General features: G+C 61.8%; 13 protein-coding genes. 8 read left to right on the top strand and 5 right to left on the bottom strand.

All coding sequences use genetic code 11. The annotated features are described in order from the left end of the window. The 5 genes from B5G28_RS10655 to B5G28_RS10635 are packed head-to-tail and all read left to right on the top strand — an operon-like array spanning window position 1 to window position 5,756. The gene (locus tag B5G28_RS10655) at window positions 1–1,035 is read left to right on the top strand and encodes an aldolase catalytic domain-containing protein (protein ID WP_158099614.1); all 1,035 of its coding nucleotides are present in this window, start codon (window positions 1–3) and stop codon (window positions 1,033–1,035) included. Then, window positions 1,032–2,240 (top strand): glycosyltransferase, encoded by a 1,209-nt coding sequence (locus tag B5G28_RS10650; protein WP_087248619.1) that lies wholly within the window; start codon window positions 1,032–1,034, stop codon window positions 2,238–2,240. The genes B5G28_RS10655 and B5G28_RS10650 overlap by 4 nt, the downstream gene beginning before the upstream one ends. Then, window positions 2,206–3,096, top strand: a complete 891-nt coding sequence (locus B5G28_RS10645) for a hypothetical protein (RefSeq protein ID WP_087248617.1) — start codon at window positions 2,206–2,208, stop codon at window positions 3,094–3,096. Before B5G28_RS10650 ends, B5G28_RS10645 begins: the two co-directional genes overlap by 35 nt. 18 nt (window positions 3,097–3,114) lie before the next feature. Beyond that, the gene (locus B5G28_RS10640; RefSeq protein ID WP_087248615.1) at window positions 3,115–4,398 is read left to right on the top strand and encodes an O-antigen polymerase; all 1,284 of its coding nucleotides are present in this window, start codon (window positions 3,115–3,117) and stop codon (window positions 4,396–4,398) included. After that, on the top strand, window positions 4,380–5,756 hold the full coding sequence (locus tag B5G28_RS10635; protein WP_087248613.1) for a hypothetical protein: 1,377 nt from the start codon (window positions 4,380–4,382) through the stop codon (window positions 5,754–5,756). Before B5G28_RS10640 ends, B5G28_RS10635 begins: the two co-directional genes overlap by 19 nt. A 53-nt stretch (window positions 5,757–5,809) precedes the next feature. Here B5G28_RS10635 and glpK read toward each other — a convergent pair whose 3' ends face one another. The 3 genes from glpK to B5G28_RS10620 form a co-directional block, all read right to left on the bottom strand. After that, window positions 5,810–7,306: a glycerol kinase GlpK gene (gene glpK, locus B5G28_RS10630; RefSeq protein ID WP_087248611.1), complete on the bottom strand. Its 1,497-nt coding sequence runs from the start codon at window positions 7,304–7,306 to the stop codon at window positions 5,810–5,812. Window positions 7,307–7,518: 212 nt separating this feature from the next. Beyond that, window positions 7,519–9,483, bottom strand: coding sequence for an oleate hydratase (locus B5G28_RS10625; protein WP_087248609.1), 1,965 nt, complete (start codon window positions 9,481–9,483; stop codon window positions 7,519–7,521). Window positions 9,484–9,613: 130 nt separating this feature from the next. After that, window positions 9,614–10,171 carry a TetR/AcrR family transcriptional regulator gene (locus B5G28_RS10620; protein ID WP_087248607.1) on the bottom strand — a complete coding sequence of 186 codons (558 nt, stop codon included), beginning with the start codon at window positions 10,169–10,171 and terminating at the stop codon, window positions 9,614–9,616. Between the two features lie 571 nt (window positions 10,172–10,742). On the opposite strand from B5G28_RS10620, the gene B5G28_RS10615 reads away from it, so the two are divergent. Further along, a complete protein-coding gene (locus B5G28_RS10615; RefSeq protein WP_158099613.1) occupies window positions 10,743–11,231 on the top strand; it encodes a hypothetical protein in 489 nt (162 codons plus the stop codon). A 128-nt stretch (window positions 11,232–11,359) separates the two neighbouring features. Here the strand turns inward: B5G28_RS10615 and B5G28_RS10610 are convergent, their stop codons facing one another. Further along, a complete protein-coding gene (locus B5G28_RS10610; RefSeq protein WP_087248603.1) occupies window positions 11,360–12,370 on the bottom strand; it encodes an ATPase P in 1,011 nt (336 codons plus the stop codon). 130 nt (window positions 12,371–12,500) lie between these two features. Continuing rightward, a complete protein-coding gene (locus tag B5G28_RS10605) occupies window positions 12,501–13,982 on the bottom strand; it encodes a carbon starvation CstA family protein (protein WP_087248602.1) in 1,482 nt (493 codons plus the stop codon). A gap of 322 nt (window positions 13,983–14,304) precedes the next feature. Between B5G28_RS10605 and B5G28_RS10600 the strand changes: the two genes are divergently transcribed. Continuing rightward, window positions 14,305–15,297 carry a type II CAAX endopeptidase family protein gene (locus tag B5G28_RS10600; protein ID WP_087248600.1) on the top strand — a complete coding sequence of 331 codons (993 nt, stop codon included), beginning with the start codon at window positions 14,305–14,307 and terminating at the stop codon, window positions 15,295–15,297. A gap of 30 nt (window positions 15,298–15,327) precedes the next feature. Then, window positions 15,328–16,053 (top strand): DUF5131 family protein, encoded by a 726-nt coding sequence (locus B5G28_RS10595; protein ID WP_087248598.1) that lies wholly within the window; start codon window positions 15,328–15,330, stop codon window positions 16,051–16,053. Window positions 16,054–16,333: the final 280 nt, after the last annotated feature.

The raw sequence follows: 16,333 nt of genomic DNA, 5'->3' as shown, positions 1-16,333 counted from the left end.
ATGGGAACCATTCAGATGCTGGACTGCACCCTCCGGGACGGAGGCTACTGCAACGACTGCCGTTTCGGGCTGGACAACCAGCGCCGAATTACCGCCGGGCTGGCGGCCGCCGGGGTGGAAATCATCGAGTGCGGCTTTCTGCTGGACCGGGTGCTCCATCACCCCGACGTCACCCGCTTCACCCATCCGGAACAGATCGGGGCCGTTCTGCCCCGGGGCCGGGCTGCCGGCCGGGCCCGGTATGTGGCCCTGGCCGACTACGGCAAATACGATTTCAGCCGGCTGCCGCCCCAGGCGGAGGTCCCCATCCAGGGCATCCGGGTGGCCTTCCACAAAAAGGACCGGCGGGCTGCGCTGGAGGCCTGCCGCACCGTCCGGGAGAAGGGGTATCAGGTGTTTGTCCAGCCCATGGTGTCGGTGAGCTACACCGAAGGGGAATTTCTGGACCTGATCGCCCGGGTCAATGCACTGCAGCCCTATGCCTTTTACATCGTGGACAGCTTCGGCACCCTCCAGCGGGGCGACCTGCTGCGGCTGTTCCGGCTGGCGGAAGCCCATCTGGACCCGGCGGTGCGGATCGGCTTCCACCCCCACAACAATTTGCAGCTGGCCTTTGCCAACGCCCAGGCCCTGGTGGAGCAGAACAGCCCCCGGGACCTGATTGTGGACAGTTCGGTCTACGGCATGGGCCGGGGCGCCGGAAACCTGAACACCGAGCTGTTTGCCCGCTATCTCAACGACCGGGCCGGAGCCTCCTACCGGATGGGCCCCCTGCTGGATATTCTGGACGGGGTGGTGCTGGACTTTTACCGCCAGAATCCCTGGGGGTATTCGGCGGCCCACTACCTGTCGGCGTCCCATCAGGCCCACCCCGACTACGGCAGTTATCTGGAGGGGAAAAAGACCCTCACCGCCCGGGAGATGGATGAGATTCTGGCGGGGATGAACCCGGAGAAAAGGCGGATGTTTGACCCCGACTACATCGAGGAACTGTACCGGGCTTACCGGACCGAGCAGAAAGGACGGGCCCTGTGAAGATCCTGTTTGTGCAGGGCGGGTCCCGGTGGAAATACGACGCCGACGGGGGCCTGTACACCGACTCCAATTTCAGTGAGGCGGTGTGGGCGCGGTATCGGGAATGGGGGGACCTGACGGTGCTGCTGCGGCGGGAGGACAAAGTCTATCCGCCCCGGGAGGCCATGGAGCGGTTCAACCGCTGCGACACCAGCCGGATGACCTGTCTGGCCCTGCCCGACCTCTACCGCCCGGGAACCCGGCTGCTGAACCCCCGCTGTCGCCGCCAGGTGCGGCGGGCCATCGCCAAAGCAGTCCGGGAGGCTGACCGGGTGATTGTCCGCTCGCCGGGGAACTTTTACACCAACACCGCGTTGGCCTGCTGCCGGCGGTACCGGCGGCCTTACCTGGTGGAGGTGACCGGTTTTGCCTGGGAGGGCAGCTGGTACCACAGCCTCCGGGGCAAGATGCTTGCCCCCTGGCGGGAACTGCGTTGCCGGGCTTTGGTCCGGCGAGCCCCCTGGGCGGTGTATGTGACCCGGCAGGCCCTCCAAAAGCGGTATCACTGCCGCGGCCGGAGTCTGGGCTGTTCCGACGTGGAACTGGCCCCGCTGGACGAAAAGGTGCTGGCGGCCCGGCTGGAGAAAATCCAGGCCGGGCAGGATACCCTGGTGGTGGGCACCGCGGGCTTTCTGGACGTGGCCTTTAAGGGCCAGCGGTGGGTGATAGAAGCCCTGGCCCTGCTGCGCCGGAAGGGGAACACCCGCTTCCGCTATCAGCTGGCGGGGGCCGGGTCGGGCAGGGAACTGCTGGCCCTGGCCCAAAAGCTGGGGGTGGCGGACCAGGTGGAAATCCTGGGCAGCCTGCCCCGGGAGCGGATGAACAGCTGGTACGACGAGCTGGACATCTACGTCCACCCCAGCGACAGCGAGGGGCTGTGCCGGTCCATTGCGGAGGCCATGAGCCGGGCGGTGCCGGTGGCCTGCAGCCGGGTGGGAGGAAACCCCGAGCTGGCCAGCCCGGCCTGTCTCTTTGGGCGGCGGGACCCGGCGGGGATGGCCGCCGTCCTGGAACGGCTGGCCGACCCCGGCGTCCGGGCCGCCGAGGCCCGGCGCAGCCTGGAGGCCGCCCGCGCCTTTGAATGCCGGACCCTGGACCGGGCCAGAAACGAGTTTTACCAGAGGTTTCTCCATGATGATACAACCCAAAACCCTTGTCCTGATTGACAGCCTCTATGAGCAGTACGGACTGGACGGCGCTGAGCGGGACGGCATCCTTTTTCTGCCCATGCTGAAAGGGCAGTGGACCGGCCGGGCCATCCGGGCGGCCCGCAAGGCGCATCTCTCATTGGACCTGCCGGGCCGGGAACTCTGGCTGGGGGACTGGACCCGCGCGGCGGGGGACTACGACACCATCGTCCTGGCCGACGCGGGGAACACCCCCAACGTGGTGCGGTATCTCAAACAGCATTACCCCCGCAAGCGGGTGATTGTCTGGTACCGCAACCCTGTGGCGGCCACCCTTTCCCCCGACGTCCTGGACCGGTCGGCCTGTGAAGTGTGGTCCTTTGACCCGGCGGACTGCGCCGCCTATGGAATGCGGTACAATCCCCAGTTCTATATCCCGCGGGACCCCGGCGGGCCTCAGGCCATCCGGCAGGACGTGTTTTTTGCGGGGCAGGACAAGGGCCGCGGCCCGCTGCTGGCCCAGATGGAACAGGCCCTGCAAAAGGCCGGATGCCGGACCCGGTTCTGCATTGTGGGGGTCAACAGCCCCCGGCTGTCCTACCGGGAGATTGTGGCGGAAATCGCCGCCTCCCGGGTGGTGGTGGACTGTCCCTGCGCCGGCCAGGCGGGATTGACCCTGAGGCCTCTGGAGGCTTTGTTCTACCGCAAAAAACTGCTGACCACCAGCCCCGACATCAAGACCCGGGACTTCTACCACCCGGGATGGGTCTTTGTCTGGGGCCAGGACGACCCCGGCGCTCTGGGGGAATTTCTGGCCCGGCCCTGGCAGGGGCCGGACCAGGCCTGCCGGGACGCCTACGGCCTGAAAGCCTGGGTGGACCGCTTTGCTACCTGAAAACCGGAGGGAAGGACCATGATCTATCTTTTGCTTGCCGCCCTGGTGCTGCTCACCCTGGTGAGCTACGGCCTGTGCGGCCGGGACTTCTTTGCCCCCGGCACCATGCTGTGTCTGGCTTTTGTCTTCAGCTGTGCCAGCGCCCTCTACAATGCGTCTTACTGGCAGCTGGACCTGGCCCCTCGGACGGTGGGGGTGATTGTGAGCGCCCTGTCCATCACGGTGGGGGTGAACATCTGGGCCCACGGGTGTTTTCAGCGGGTACGGGTCCAGCCCTGGAGCGGCCGGGCCACCCCCATCCCGGTGTGGGTGTCGGCGGGACTGCTGGCCGCCCTGGGGGTGGTGCTGGTGGTGATGCTGGCCCAGATCCGCCGGATCGGCGGAGGCGGGTCCTTCGCCAGCGCCATGGTGATTTTCCGGGCCAAAAACGCCTACGGCGTCGATCTGGCCGACCAGCTGCCCGGCTGGGTCCGCCAGATGCTGAATGCCTCGGCGGTGATCGCCTTTCTGTATCTGTTTCATCTGATCTGGTTTGGCCGCCGTCTGGGCAGGCTGCATCTAGCCTTGAACGCCGCTGTGCTGGCCGCCTGCGTGGCGGTGAGCCTGCTGACCGGCGGACGGTTTTCGGCCATGACCATGGTGGTGGCTGGGGCGGTGCTGTGGTATATGCTGCGCTCGGGCGGGCCCCGCGGGGTCCGGCTGAAAACCCTGTTCTGGGTCATGATGGCGGCGCTGGCGGTCCTCTATGGCTTTTACGCCGTCAAGGCCCTGGTGGGCCGCCAGTCGGACCAGACGGTGGTGGAGTACATCACCCACTACGCCGGCGGAGGCATTCCGGGTCTGGACCTCTATCTGAAAGACCCGCCCGCGCCCTCCGGCATCTGGGGCAAGGAGACCTTCTACGCCCTCAACAACGGCCTGCGGAAGCTGGGGCTGCTGGACATCCCCTATTACTACATCCACCACGAATTCCGCCAGAGCGGCGGTGTGTCGGTGGGCAACATCTACACCGCCCTGCGGGACTATCACTACGACTTCGGCATGGCGGGAATGTACCTGCTGCACACCGTCTTTTCGGTGGTGTTCTGCTTCTACTATGAGTACCAGAAAAAGCGCCGGTCCCATCTGGGGATTCTGGTCTGGGCCATGGTGTATTACTGCGTGGTGTTTTACCCCATTTCCAATTCCTTTTTCGCCAGCGTGGTGTCCTTCGGCTTTGGAATCCGGCTGGGGCTGCTGGTTTTCCTCTACCTCCTCCTGATCCGAAAGAAAGGGGACGCGCCATGCAGGAATCCTCTCTGAAACGGAATTTCTCCTACGCCTTCGCCGCCCAGGGGGTGGCTCTGGCGGTGGGCAGCGTCACCAACCTGATTTTGCCCCGGGTGCTGGGGGCGGAGGATTTCAGCTGGTGGCAGCTCTTTGTGTTTTACGCCACCTACATACCCTGTCTGGCTCTGGGTCTCAACGACGGGGTGTATCTTCGCTGGGGCGGCAAGACCCGGGAAGAACTGGACCCCGCCGTCCTGCGCAGTCAGTTCTGGGTGGGGGCGGCCTTTCAGCTGGTGCTGGCGATGGCTCTCGGCGGGGTGGTTTCTCTGGCGGTGGCGGACCTGCGCCGCCGGGCCATCCTGCTGGCGGTGCTGGTGTATTTCTGGCTCTACTCCTGCCACAATCATCTGGGTTATCTCTTTCAGGCCCGGGGGGAGACAGACGTCTATTCCCGCTCCCTGATCCTGAACAAACTGGTGTATCTGGGGGGACAATGCCTCCTGCTGGCCGCCGGGGCGGCGGGGGTCTTTGCCCTGATTCCCCTCTACATCGGGGCCTGCGGGCTGGGGCTGGCCTATCTGGCGGTGCGCATCCGGGGGGAGTTCCGGGGCGCGCGGCTGGATCTGCGTCTGGGGGCGGCGGAGTGCCGCCGCAGCGCCACCGTGGGTCTGAGCCTGATGCTCTCCAACCTCTGCGCCATGCTGGTGCTGGGGGTGGGGCGTCAGGTGGTGGACTGGCGGTGGGGTGTGCTGGCCTTCGGGCAGATTTCCTTCTCGTTGACCCTCATCAATTTTGCGCTGACCTTCCTGTCCCAGATCAGCATGGTGCTGTTTCCGGCCCTGCGGCGGGTGTCGGGGCAGGAGCTGGCCGCCTACAGCCAAAAGCTGGAGGACGGGCTGTATCTGCTGCTGCCCTGGATGTATGTGCTGTATCTGCCCGGCCGGGCTCTGCTGGAGCTGTGGCTGCCGGACTACCGGGAGAGCCTGGAATATCTGGCTCTGGTGCTGCCCATCTGCTATTTTGACTGCAAGATGAACCTGTTGGGCAACACTTTCCTGAAGGTTTTGAACCGCCAGAACCAGCTGCTGCACATCAATCTGGTCACCATCCTGGTGAGCCTGGGCTTTGCGCTGGCAGGGGCCTGGGTGATGGATGAAATCCTCTGGGTGGTGTACGGGATGGTGGCGGCCATTGCCCTCCGCAGCGTTCTGGCCGACCGGGCCCTGCACCGGGCGCTGGACCTGCCCGGCAGGGGCTACGACCGGCGGGACCTGCTGCTGGCGGGTACCTTTCTGGCGGCCAGCCAGCTGCTGCCCTGGTGGGGGATGATGCCCCTGATGACCGTTCTGGCCGTGGGCCGGGCCCTCCGTCTGGGCCGGGCCCGGGCATAAAAACAAACCGCTCCCTCTGCGGCGCAGAAGGGGCGGTTTTTGCGTGTGGGGATTTATTCCTCGTCCAGGGCCCAGTGGTAGGCGCAGCGGACGGCTTTGTTCCAGCCCCGCAGGCGCTTGGCCCGCTGTTCTTCGGGGATATTGGGCCGGAAGGTGCAGTCCACCGACCAGTTCTTGGCCACCTCCTGGGGGGAGGACCAGTAGCCCACCGCCAGACCCGCCAGGTAGGCGGCGCCCAGGGCGGTGGTTTCCAGGCAGCGGGGCCGGAGAACCGGCACGTTGCTGATGTCGGCCATGGTCTGGAGCAGGTAATTGTTGGCGGAGGCTCCGCCGTCCACCCGCAGGCTGGTCATGGGGATGCCCGAGTCAGCCTCCATGGCGTGAAGGACATCGTTGACCTGATAGCACAGGCTGTCCAGGGTGGCCCGGATGATATGGTACTTGTTGCAGCCCCGGGTCAGGCCCACAATGGTGCCCCGGGCGTACTGGTCCCAGTGGGGGGCGCCCAGGCCGGTGAAGGCCGGCACCACATAGCAGCCGTTGGTGTCGGGGACCTTGTTGGCCATGTACTCCGAGTCCCGGGCCTCTTCCAGCAGGCGCAGCTCGTCCCGCAGCCACTGGATGGCGGCACCGGCCACAAAGATGGAACCCTCCAGAGCGTAGCTGACGGTGCCGTTGATGCCCCAGGCGATGGTGGTGACCAGGCCGTTCTGGGAGAACACCGGGCGGCTGCCGGTGTTCATCAGCATGAAGCCGCCGGTGCCGAAGGTGTTTTTGGCGTCGCCGGGGGCAAAGCAGGTCTGACCGAACAGGGCGGCCTGCTGGTCGCCGGCGGCTCCGGCGATTTTGATGGCCCCGCCGAAGTGCATGGGGTCGGCGTAGTCGTAAAACTGGCTGGAGGGCATGGGCTGGGGCAGCATGCACCGGGGGATGTTCAGCTCGGCCAGGATCTCGTCGTCCCAGTCCAGGGTGTGGATGTTGAACAGCATGGTGCGGCTGGCGTTGGAATAGTCGGTGACGTGGATTTTGCCGCAGGTGAGCTTCCAGATCAGCCAGGTTTCCACCGTGCCGAACAAAAGCTGTCCGGCCTCGGCCTTTTCCCGGGCGCCGGGGACGTTGTCCAGAATCCATTTCAGCTTGGTGCCGGAGAAATAGGCGTCGATGACCAGGCCGGTCTTTTGACGGAACTTCTCGGTCAGGCCCCGGGCTTTCAGCTCGTCGCAGTAGGCGCTGGTCCGCCGGCACTGCCACACGATGGCGTGATACACCGGCTCGCCGGTGTCACGGTCCCACACAATGGTGGTTTCCCGCTGATTGGTAATGCCGATGGCGGCAATATCCTTGGCGGTGGCGCCGATCTGGTTCATGGCGGACAGAGCCACGCCCAGCTGGGTGGTCCAGATTTCGTTGGCGTCGTGCTCCACCCAGCCGGGTTTGGGGAAGTACTGGGTGAATTCCTTTTGGGCGACGCTGCACATTTCCCCCGCTTGGTTGAACAGGATGCACCGGTTGGAGGTGGTTCCGGCGTCCAGTGCCATGACGTAGGCCATGGAGACCCTCCTTTATTTATCTTTGCAGTCTGCGCACAAAATCGCGCTTTGCACAAAACAACTATTGTACAAATTATACTAAACTCTCGGCTCTTTTACAATCCCTTCCCGGCTTTTCCATCCAAAAGCAAAACCCCGGGCGCCTGTGGGGGCGTCCGGGGTCTACCTGTTGCAATGCGGGTCTCTTGGAAGGAGGAGATGGTAAAAGGAAATCAGCGCTGGGGAGTTTCCTGGAGGATGCCGTGGTCCCGCAGCAGCTTTTCCAGGACGGTGCCCTGGATGAAGTGGAGCAGGGGCTTTTTGGCGGCCGAGAAGGGGGCCACGTCCAGCGGAGAACGGCCGTCCATCAGGCAGACGGCGCTGTCCAGCAGGGCGCGGATGTCATAGACGCTGCCCCACACCTCGGGGACGCCGCGGTCCACGCCCAGCAGGCCGTAGACCGCCTCCATGGCGGTGCGGACCGAGTACTCGGTGGTGAAAACGGTATCCCGGGGGGTATCGGCAAACTGGCCCAGGAAAGCAAAGTTGACGCAGCCGTCGGGAATCACGTCGGGACGGTCGCCCTTGGCCCGGGGCATGAAGAAAGCGGTGATATAGGGCATCATGGTGGGGACGCAAACGGCGCTTTCAGCGGCCAGCTGGGGAATCTGGTCCACCGGCACACCCAGATGGTACAGCCATTCCTCGGTGATCTCGCGGCCGGTGCAGTCCTTCATGGGCTTGTGGACGTAGTCGCCGGGAACGTCGGTGAACAGGCCGTACACCCAGACGCAGACCTTTTCGGGGTCCTGGGCCTTGAACTGGCCCTGACGGTTAATAGTCCAGCTCATCAGCCACTTGGAATCCTGGCAGCTGACAATACCGCCGGTGACCACCTGGCCGCTGCGGGGGTCCCGCTTGCAGATAGCCGAGATATAGGGGAGAATTTTGTCGTCCAGGGTGGTGATGGTGGCCGACTCCCAGTTGGTCCGGGAGATGTCGGAGCAGAACTTTTCGGGGTGGCCGAAGGACGGGTCCTGACGGGCAATGTTCTTCCACAGGCTCCAGCAGCCGCTGGTGCGGACCTCGGCGTCCCCGTTGGGGGCGTGGTCCTGGTCGCCGTAGATGGTGCCCTCGGTGCAGCTGCCGTTGGTCACAAACACCAGGTCCTTCTCGGTGAGGGGGATGCCCTGTTCCTTGCCGTTGACACGGCACTCGATGGCGGTGGCAATCTTTTTGCCGCCCCGGTGCTCAAACAGCACGTTGGTCACCTCGGTGCCGAAGCGGAAGTCCACCCCGGCCTCCTCCAGATACTTCTGCATGGGCAGGATCAGGGATTCGTACTGGTTGTAGCGGGTGAACTTGAGGGCGCTGAAGTCGGGCAGGCCGGCGATGTGGTGGATGAAACGCTGGAAATACAGCTTCATCTCCAGGGCGCTGTGCCAGTTCTCAAAGGCGAACATGGTGCGCCAGTACAGCCAGAAGGTGGAGTCAAACACCTCGTCGTCAAAGACATCCTCGATGGTCTTGTCGTAGAGGTCCTCGTCGGGGGTCATGAACAGCTTGACGATCTCCATGATGGCCTTCTGGCTCAGGTTGAACCGGCCGTCGGTGTGGGCGTCCTGGCCGCGGTTGACGGTGGCCCGGCAGAGAGAATAGTTGGGGTCGTGCTTGTTGAGCCAGTAGAACTCATCCAGCACCGAGGCACCCGGGGTGTCCAGAGAGGGAATGGACCGGAACAGATCCCACAGGCACTCGAAATGGTTTTCCATTTCCCGGCCGCCCCGCATCACATAGCCGCGGGAAGGGTCCAGGATGCCGTCGCAGGCGCCGCCCGCCACGTCCATGGCTTCCAGAATGTGGATGTGGGATCCGGGCATCTGGCCGTCCCGCACCAGGAAGCAGGCCGCCGCCAGAGAGGCCAGGCCGCTGCCCACAATCCAGGCGTTTTTATCGTCTACGCCGGCGGGCTTTTCGGGCCGGGCGAATGCTTCATAGTTTCCGTTGGAATAGTAAATCCCCTTGCTGTTGGGGTGCTGTTTGCCCCGCTCGGTGTTGCGGTAGCCGCTGGCCGGCACAGCCGGACGGGCTGCGGCGGTGTGGTTTTTCTGTTGATATTTGCGGGTCAGGGCAAGGGCTGCGCCGGCTCCGGCTGCCCCCAGCGCCGCCGCGGTCAGGGGAGAAATTTTCTTGGTCATGGCAGAATCATCCTTTCTTGCAGGTGCTTGTTTAGAGGATGGCATGATCTTACCATACCGCGGCCCTGCCCGCTATCTACAAAGGACCCCGTATGAGTGATTTTTGTGCATCGGAGGCCCTTTGTAAGGGTCATGCTCTGGAAAAATTCCGGATGGCGTTGTCCACGCCTCCCTGGGCGGTCAGGCTGATGTTCCGCACCAGGTCGTGATAGTCCGCGTGCATCCCCTTCTTGATCCAGTCCAGCATCAGCCCCACAAAGCTGTACTTGTAAAAATCCGCGATAAAAGCCTTTTGTTCCTCGGTGACGGGGGCCCCGGCGCTCTTTTCATCCACCACCCCGCGGATCAGACCATAGGTCATTTTGAACAGGAAATTCTCCATCTGTTCCCGGCTGATGCACCGGCAGGCGTTGAGGACAAAGGGCTTGTTCTCCAGCACCGCTTCAAACACCTGGGCCAGGCCCTCCTGCCAGGTGTCGCAGGTCTTTTTTCCCTGGAGGGCCGCGGTGGCATCCTCGATGCAGACCCATTCCACCAGGTCGTAGATATCCTGGAAGTGATAGTAAAAGGTCATCCGGCTGATGCCGCACTCGTCGGTGATGTCCCGGATGGTGATTTTGTCCAGCGGCTTTTGGAGCATCAGCTTTTTCAGGGCTGTTTCCAGCGCTTTTTTGGTGATATTGGACATGGGTGCCCTCCTTCTGCACAGTGTTGACCGCCTGCGGCGGCCCGGCGCGTTTTCTTTATTCTACCATATTTTACCGGCGATGGACACACCTTCCGGACGAGGTTCCGGAGAGATTTTTGACCGCACAGCATGAAAATCCTTTGCTGGAATAACGAAGTATCGCTTTCCTGTGCTAAATCAACATAAAATTATCTCAAGCTTTAGATACAATATAGAACTTCGATTTTTTGACAAAAAATGACGGGATTTTTATTGACCCGTTCCCGGAGCACATGATATTATATTTTGGTGAAAATAGACAATATAGACGCCGATTTCACTGCAAAAAGATACAGTTTGCGACAATCGGGCTGTACTTTCAGCCCTCCGGCTCCGCGATTTGAAAGGCTGTATGCAAAGTTCCGGCGAAGCAGACGCCGGGCTTTTCAGATAAAATGTCCGCTTACCAACCTCAAAAGACGGCTTTTTGCAAAGCTGTCCTTCTGTGATCGAAAGGAGTGTCCATTTTATGTGCAGCATCCAAGCGAAAAAGAGATCTTTGGCCGGAATTCTTTTGGCAGGGGTTTTGTCGATGTTGTTTTTGGGCGGCTGTGGTTATACGATGGTTCCCAACGAGTATTTGCTCCAGTCGAATGAGACGCCGTTGGCGGACCAGGAGGAGGACGAAGAAGCCGTTTTGACCGAAGGGGACCGCCTGCGCAATCAGATGATTGCGGTGCTGAATCTGGGCCGGGACCTGGATAAACGGATCTCTTCCAGTACCGCTTTGGATGAGGCCGCCTCGCTTTTTCTGGAAATGATTCTGGAGGACCCGGAAACCTATATTATGTCCACGCAGCAGGGCGATATGAATGAGGTGGGGCAGAACGCTTATCTTTATGTGTACAATGGGGACCTGTCCTCCGGCAGCGTGGCAACGCTGGCCCTGAAAGACATTACAGAAGACGAAACTATTAACACCGGGACGCTTCTTAAAACCATGACAAGCATCAGCGTGACCCATGGAAGCGGAAAAAAGGGTTCGGTCTGGGTGATTCTGGTGGAGTACATAGACGAATAAGGGAAGGAAAGCGAAACCGGGCCGCCGGCCTGGTCCAGAAAAAAGAACGCCCTCACCGGGCCCAAGCCATATAAAAACCCAACCCCCGGACCAGATGGCCCGGGGGTTGGATTTTTGAAGGAAAAGGCTCAGCGATAATTTTCGTTCAGGAACATGGGCTTGATGGCCACCACTTCGTCGTACTCCTCCTGGTCCACTTCCACGTCCGAGTTCAGGGATTTCAGCTCCTGCTTGACGGCCTCCAGAGCCTCGGGCAGATGGACGGCCCGGCCTTCTTCCAGGACGCGGATCATCCGCTGAAGGACAATGGGGTGGGCGTACCGGGCGGGCACCGGGAAGCTGTCGTAGTTCCGCAGATAGTCCTCCATGGCCTGGAGGGCCCGGTCAGCCCGGCCCATCACCACTTTTTTGTTGTTCTGGGCGGTGGGCAGGACGCTGGCGCCTGAGAACATGAAGATGGCCGCCAGGCCGAACAGGGCAAAGTAGGCGCCAAAGCTGCCGCTGCCCTGGGCAAAGAGGGTCACGCCAAAGATCAGGGAGGCCACGCCCAGCAGGGTGATGGCCAGGGCCACCCAGCGGTAACTGGGCTTGCTGCACAGGTAGGCCCGCTTGCGCTTGGCCGACAGGCTCAGCTCCTGGGCCAGCTCGGGCTTTTGGGTCAGATAGTCGGAGGCCTGCTCCAGGGTGCGGATGCTCTTCTGGGCCTCAGGGGAGAGGTTGGGCTTTTTGCGGGCGGCCCGTTCCCGCTCCCGCTGGGCCAGCCGCTCCTCGGCGGCGGCGCTGACCCGCTTGATTTCGGGGTGGGTCTTGGCCAGGCAGTCCAGCAGCTGGTCCACCTGCTCCTCATACTTGAAGTTGCACTGTTTCTCTTTGCCGTTGTCGTACTGAACCACCAGATAGGGGATGGACGCAAACACGCCTTTCTGTGTGAAGCCGCCCCGGCTCATGGCCACCCGCTTGAAGGCCCGGGTGATGGAGGGATAGGTGACGTAATACCGGCGGTCCAGGTAAAAGCTGTTGAGATACAAAGCCTTGTCGCCCACGCCGCAGGGGCCGATGCGGCGGCAGCTCTTTTTGTCTGCGGCCAGGGTTTGGGGGTCCAGGGCCTCGCGGCCCAGCTGTACGGGTTTGAAGATCATAGGATGCAACCTCCGGGCGTCCGGGGACGCCGCTTGTTTGATGTTTGATAAAAAACCTGCCAGCCGCTGTTGGAGGTCAGCGGCTGGCAGGAAGGGTGAATTTTACGTATGCCAGGCCGGGCAGAAGGGGTTACTTCTTGGCGGGCTGCTTCTTGGTGGCGTGGATGAAGATAGCCAGCAGCAGGACGGCGAAGATGATGCCCACGGGGTAAGCCACGGCGGTGTTGTAGACGACGGCGCCCGAGGCGTCCTTGGTGTTCAGGAACTGGCCCAGGCACTCATTGCCCAGCAGGAAGTAGGTGGCCGACACGGCGCTCATGAAGGTGGCGGGAACAGCGGTGATCCAGTAGTTCTTCTTCTGCTGGAACAGGTACATGCTGGCAGCCCACAGAACGATCATGGCCAGGGTCTGGTTGGTCCAGCTGAAGTAACGCCAGACGATGGAGTAGTCCAGGTGACCGACGAAGGCGCCCACCAGCAGCAGAGGCACGCAGAGGATCAGACGGTTCTTGAAGCCCTCCTGGTCCAGCTTGAACCAGTCGGCCAGGGTCAGACGAGCGCTGCGGAATGCGGTGTCGCCCGAGGTGATGGGGCAGGCGATGACGCCCAGCATGGCCAGAGCCACGCCGATGCCGCCCATGGTCTTGGCGCAGACGTCGTAGATGGCGGCGGACTGGCCGTTGGCCAGGGAAGCCTGCAGACCGGTGTTCAGACCGTTGGTGACTTCGTAGATGGAGCAGCCGGCGGCGGCCCAGATCAGAGCGATGATGCCCTCACAGACCATGGCGCCATAGAACACCATGTGGCCCTGACGCTCCGACTTCATGCAGCGGGCCATCAGAGGCGACTGGGTGGCGTGGAAACCGGAGATGGCGCCGCAGGCGACGGTGATGAACATGAAGCTCCAGATGGGCTTGCCGGTGGGCTCCATGTTGTAGAAGTGGGTCCACAGCTCAGGAATGACGTAGTTGGAGTTGGTGAAGATGCCGATGGCAACGCCCACGGCCATCACGATCAGGCAGATACCAAAGACGGGATAAATCTTGCCGATGATCTTGTCGATGGACAGGAAGGTGGCGATGAAGTAGTAGGCCAGGATGATCCACAGCCACACTTCGGTGTTGGCCAGCAGACCGGTGACGCCGCCGTTCTTGAACAGAGTGACGATCAGGCCGGCGGGGCCGACGGCAAAGACGGTGCCAACCATGACCAGCAGCACCACGCTGAAGATACGCATGACGGTCTTCATGCCGTTGCCCAGGTAGATGCCGCAGATCTCGGAGATGGAAGCGCCTTCGTTGCGCTCAGACAGCATGCCCGAGAAGTAGTCGTGGACGCCGCCGGCAAAGATGGTGCCGAAGGTGATCCACAGGAAAACCACAGGGCCCCACAGGGCACCCTGCATTGCGCCGAAGATGGGGCCAAGGCCCGCGATGTTCAGCAGCTGAACCAGGAACAGTTTCCACTGGGGCATAACGACGTAGTCGACGCCGTCGTTGATGCGGACAGCGGGAGTTTCCCGGTCATCCGGCCCAAAGGTGTTATCGACGACCTTGCCGTAGGTCAGGTAGCCGATGATCAGCAGAGCCAGGCAGAGCAGAAAACTTACCATAAAGATTCCTCCTATTTGTATGATTTCTTGCCAGGCTGGATGCCTGCCGCAATCCAGCCGCTCCATCTCCCATTCTAGTCCTTTTTCCAGAAAATGCAAGGGGTTTGTTTATACTTTTTTCATGTTTTGTTCAAAATTTGCCTATCTTCGTCCTATCCGGAATGAAGTATATTTCAGCGCCCGGAGGACGGGCCCAAACCGCCGGTTCAGGACAATAAAACCCCTTAAAACCGCCGGAAAAAGGGGACAAGGATCCTATTCCGCGCCGGGCCGGTTTGTGATACAATGGGCTTATCTTTAATAAGGAAAAGGAGACCTGATTATGGAAGATTCCCCGCGCTGCACCGCACGCCAGCTGGTGCCCTTTGCCCTGATTGCCTACGGGCTGCCCTTTCTGATGGGGATACCTCTGGCCATCGCCCAGCGGGCCGGCTACCCCACCGACATCTTCGCCAACGCCCAGATGTACTACCCGGCCGCAGGCGCCATCGCGGCCCTGCTGCTGACCGGGCAGGCGGACGCTATGCCCCGGCGCTTCTTTGTCTTTCATCTGATCTGCACCGGCCTGATGGCCCTGTGCTGCCTGGGTACGGTGATCCTGCCGGGAGGAGGCTGGCTGGTGGCCTGCAATCTCATTGTGATTCTGGGGAGTCTGGCGGGCTGGGGCGTCCTTCTGGCCCAGAAAAAAGAACTGCGCCAGTCCGCCGGTCTGGGCTGGCAAAAGGGAAAACTGGTCTGCGGCTGTGTGGTGCTGTACATCCTGTTGCGGACGGCGCTGGTGTTTGCCGGCGCGGCCATCAGCGGACAGCTGGAGGAATATCTGGCCTACTGGGTAACCCCTGCGCCCTATCTGGCGCTGGTGATGCTGATCCCCAACTTTTTCTGCAGCTTTGAGCCCTTCTGGGGAGAAGAGTACGGCTGGCGGTATTTCCTCCAGCCCCGGCTCCAGAGCCGGTTCGGGATGCGGGGCGGCGTCCTGCTGCTGGGTGTGCTGTGGGGACTGTGGCATCTGCCCCTGAACTTCTTTTTCTACGCCCCGGACACCGCCCTGCAGAGCGTGGCCAGCCAGCTGATTACCTGCGTGACCCTGGGAATCTTTTTTGCCTGGGCCTACCTTAAGACCGGGAATATCTGGGCCCCGGTGCTGCTCCATTTCTTCAACAACAACCTGACGGTGGTCTACACCGGCACCACCGAAATCAGTAACCAGACCATCGGCTGGATGGATGTGGGGCTGCATCTGGTGCTGATGGGAGTAGTCTTTTTGCCCTTCCTGGCTTCGCCGGTGTTCGGCAAAAAGGCAAAGGTCCAGTGAGTCCTGCGCCGGTGGAAAGAAGGTGACCTCATGCCCATCTGGAACCCCTGGCACGGCTGCCATAAGATCAGCGCCGGGTGCATGCACTGCTATGTCTACCGGCGGGACGCTTCGGTGGGGCGGGACGCCAGCGCCGTGGCCAAAACCGGGGATTTTGACCTGCCGCTCCGGCGGGACCGGCACCGGGAATACAAGCTGCAGCCCGGGGAGGGGACGGTGTTCACCTGCATGACCTCCGATTTCTTTCTGGAGGAGGCGGACCCCTGGCGGCCGGCCTGCTGGCAGATGATGCGGCAGCGGCCGGATCTGGATTTCGCCATCATCACCAAGCGGATCCACCGGTTTATGGACTGCATCCCGCCGGACTGGGGCGAGGGCTATCCCAACGTCTCCATCTACTGCACCGCGGAAAACCAGGAGATGGCCGACGCCCGCCTGCCCCTCTATCTGACCCTGCCCATCCGGCACAAGCACATCTGCCATGAGCCCATGCTGGGGCCCATCAACATCGAGCCCTATCTGGCCTCGGGCCAAATCGAATATGTGCTGTGCGGCGGCGAGTCGGGCCCCGGGGCCCGGCCCTGCCGGTACGAATGGATTTTGTCCACCCGGGAACAGTGCGTCCGGTATGGGGTGCGGTTCCATTTCAAACAGACCGGCGCGGTGTTCATCAAGGACGGGAAGGTCTATCATATCCCCCGGAAGCTGCAGCAAAGTCAGGCCGCCCGGGCGGGGATTGACTATGCAGGAGAATAACTTTTTGTATATAAGATGACGTGTTAGACTGAAAGTTTCCGATGTAGACGGAATGAAAAGAACGCCATATCGTGCCGCAGGCAAAAACGCCGGGAACGAGCGGAAACGGGACGGCTTCGCGGAAGTGCCGGAGAACGGAAAAAGTATAGAAAAAAGGCAGAATTTGGTGATGACCAAGGCGGTCGGCGATGCGGGGAAAACCTCTTGCGCTTAGCCAATTTTCCCGGCGGACATGAATGTCCTTGTGAAAATTGGAGCGCGGCTCCGGGTTGCGGTGCCC

Source organism: Faecalibacterium sp. An77 (genome assembly GCF_002161315.1).
In the GTDB taxonomy this organism is placed as follows: Bacteria; Bacillota; Clostridia; order Oscillospirales; family Ruminococcaceae; genus Faecalibacterium.
The sequence above is the reverse complement of the archived record's forward strand: the minus strand, read 5'-3'. Positions and strand labels throughout refer to the sequence as shown.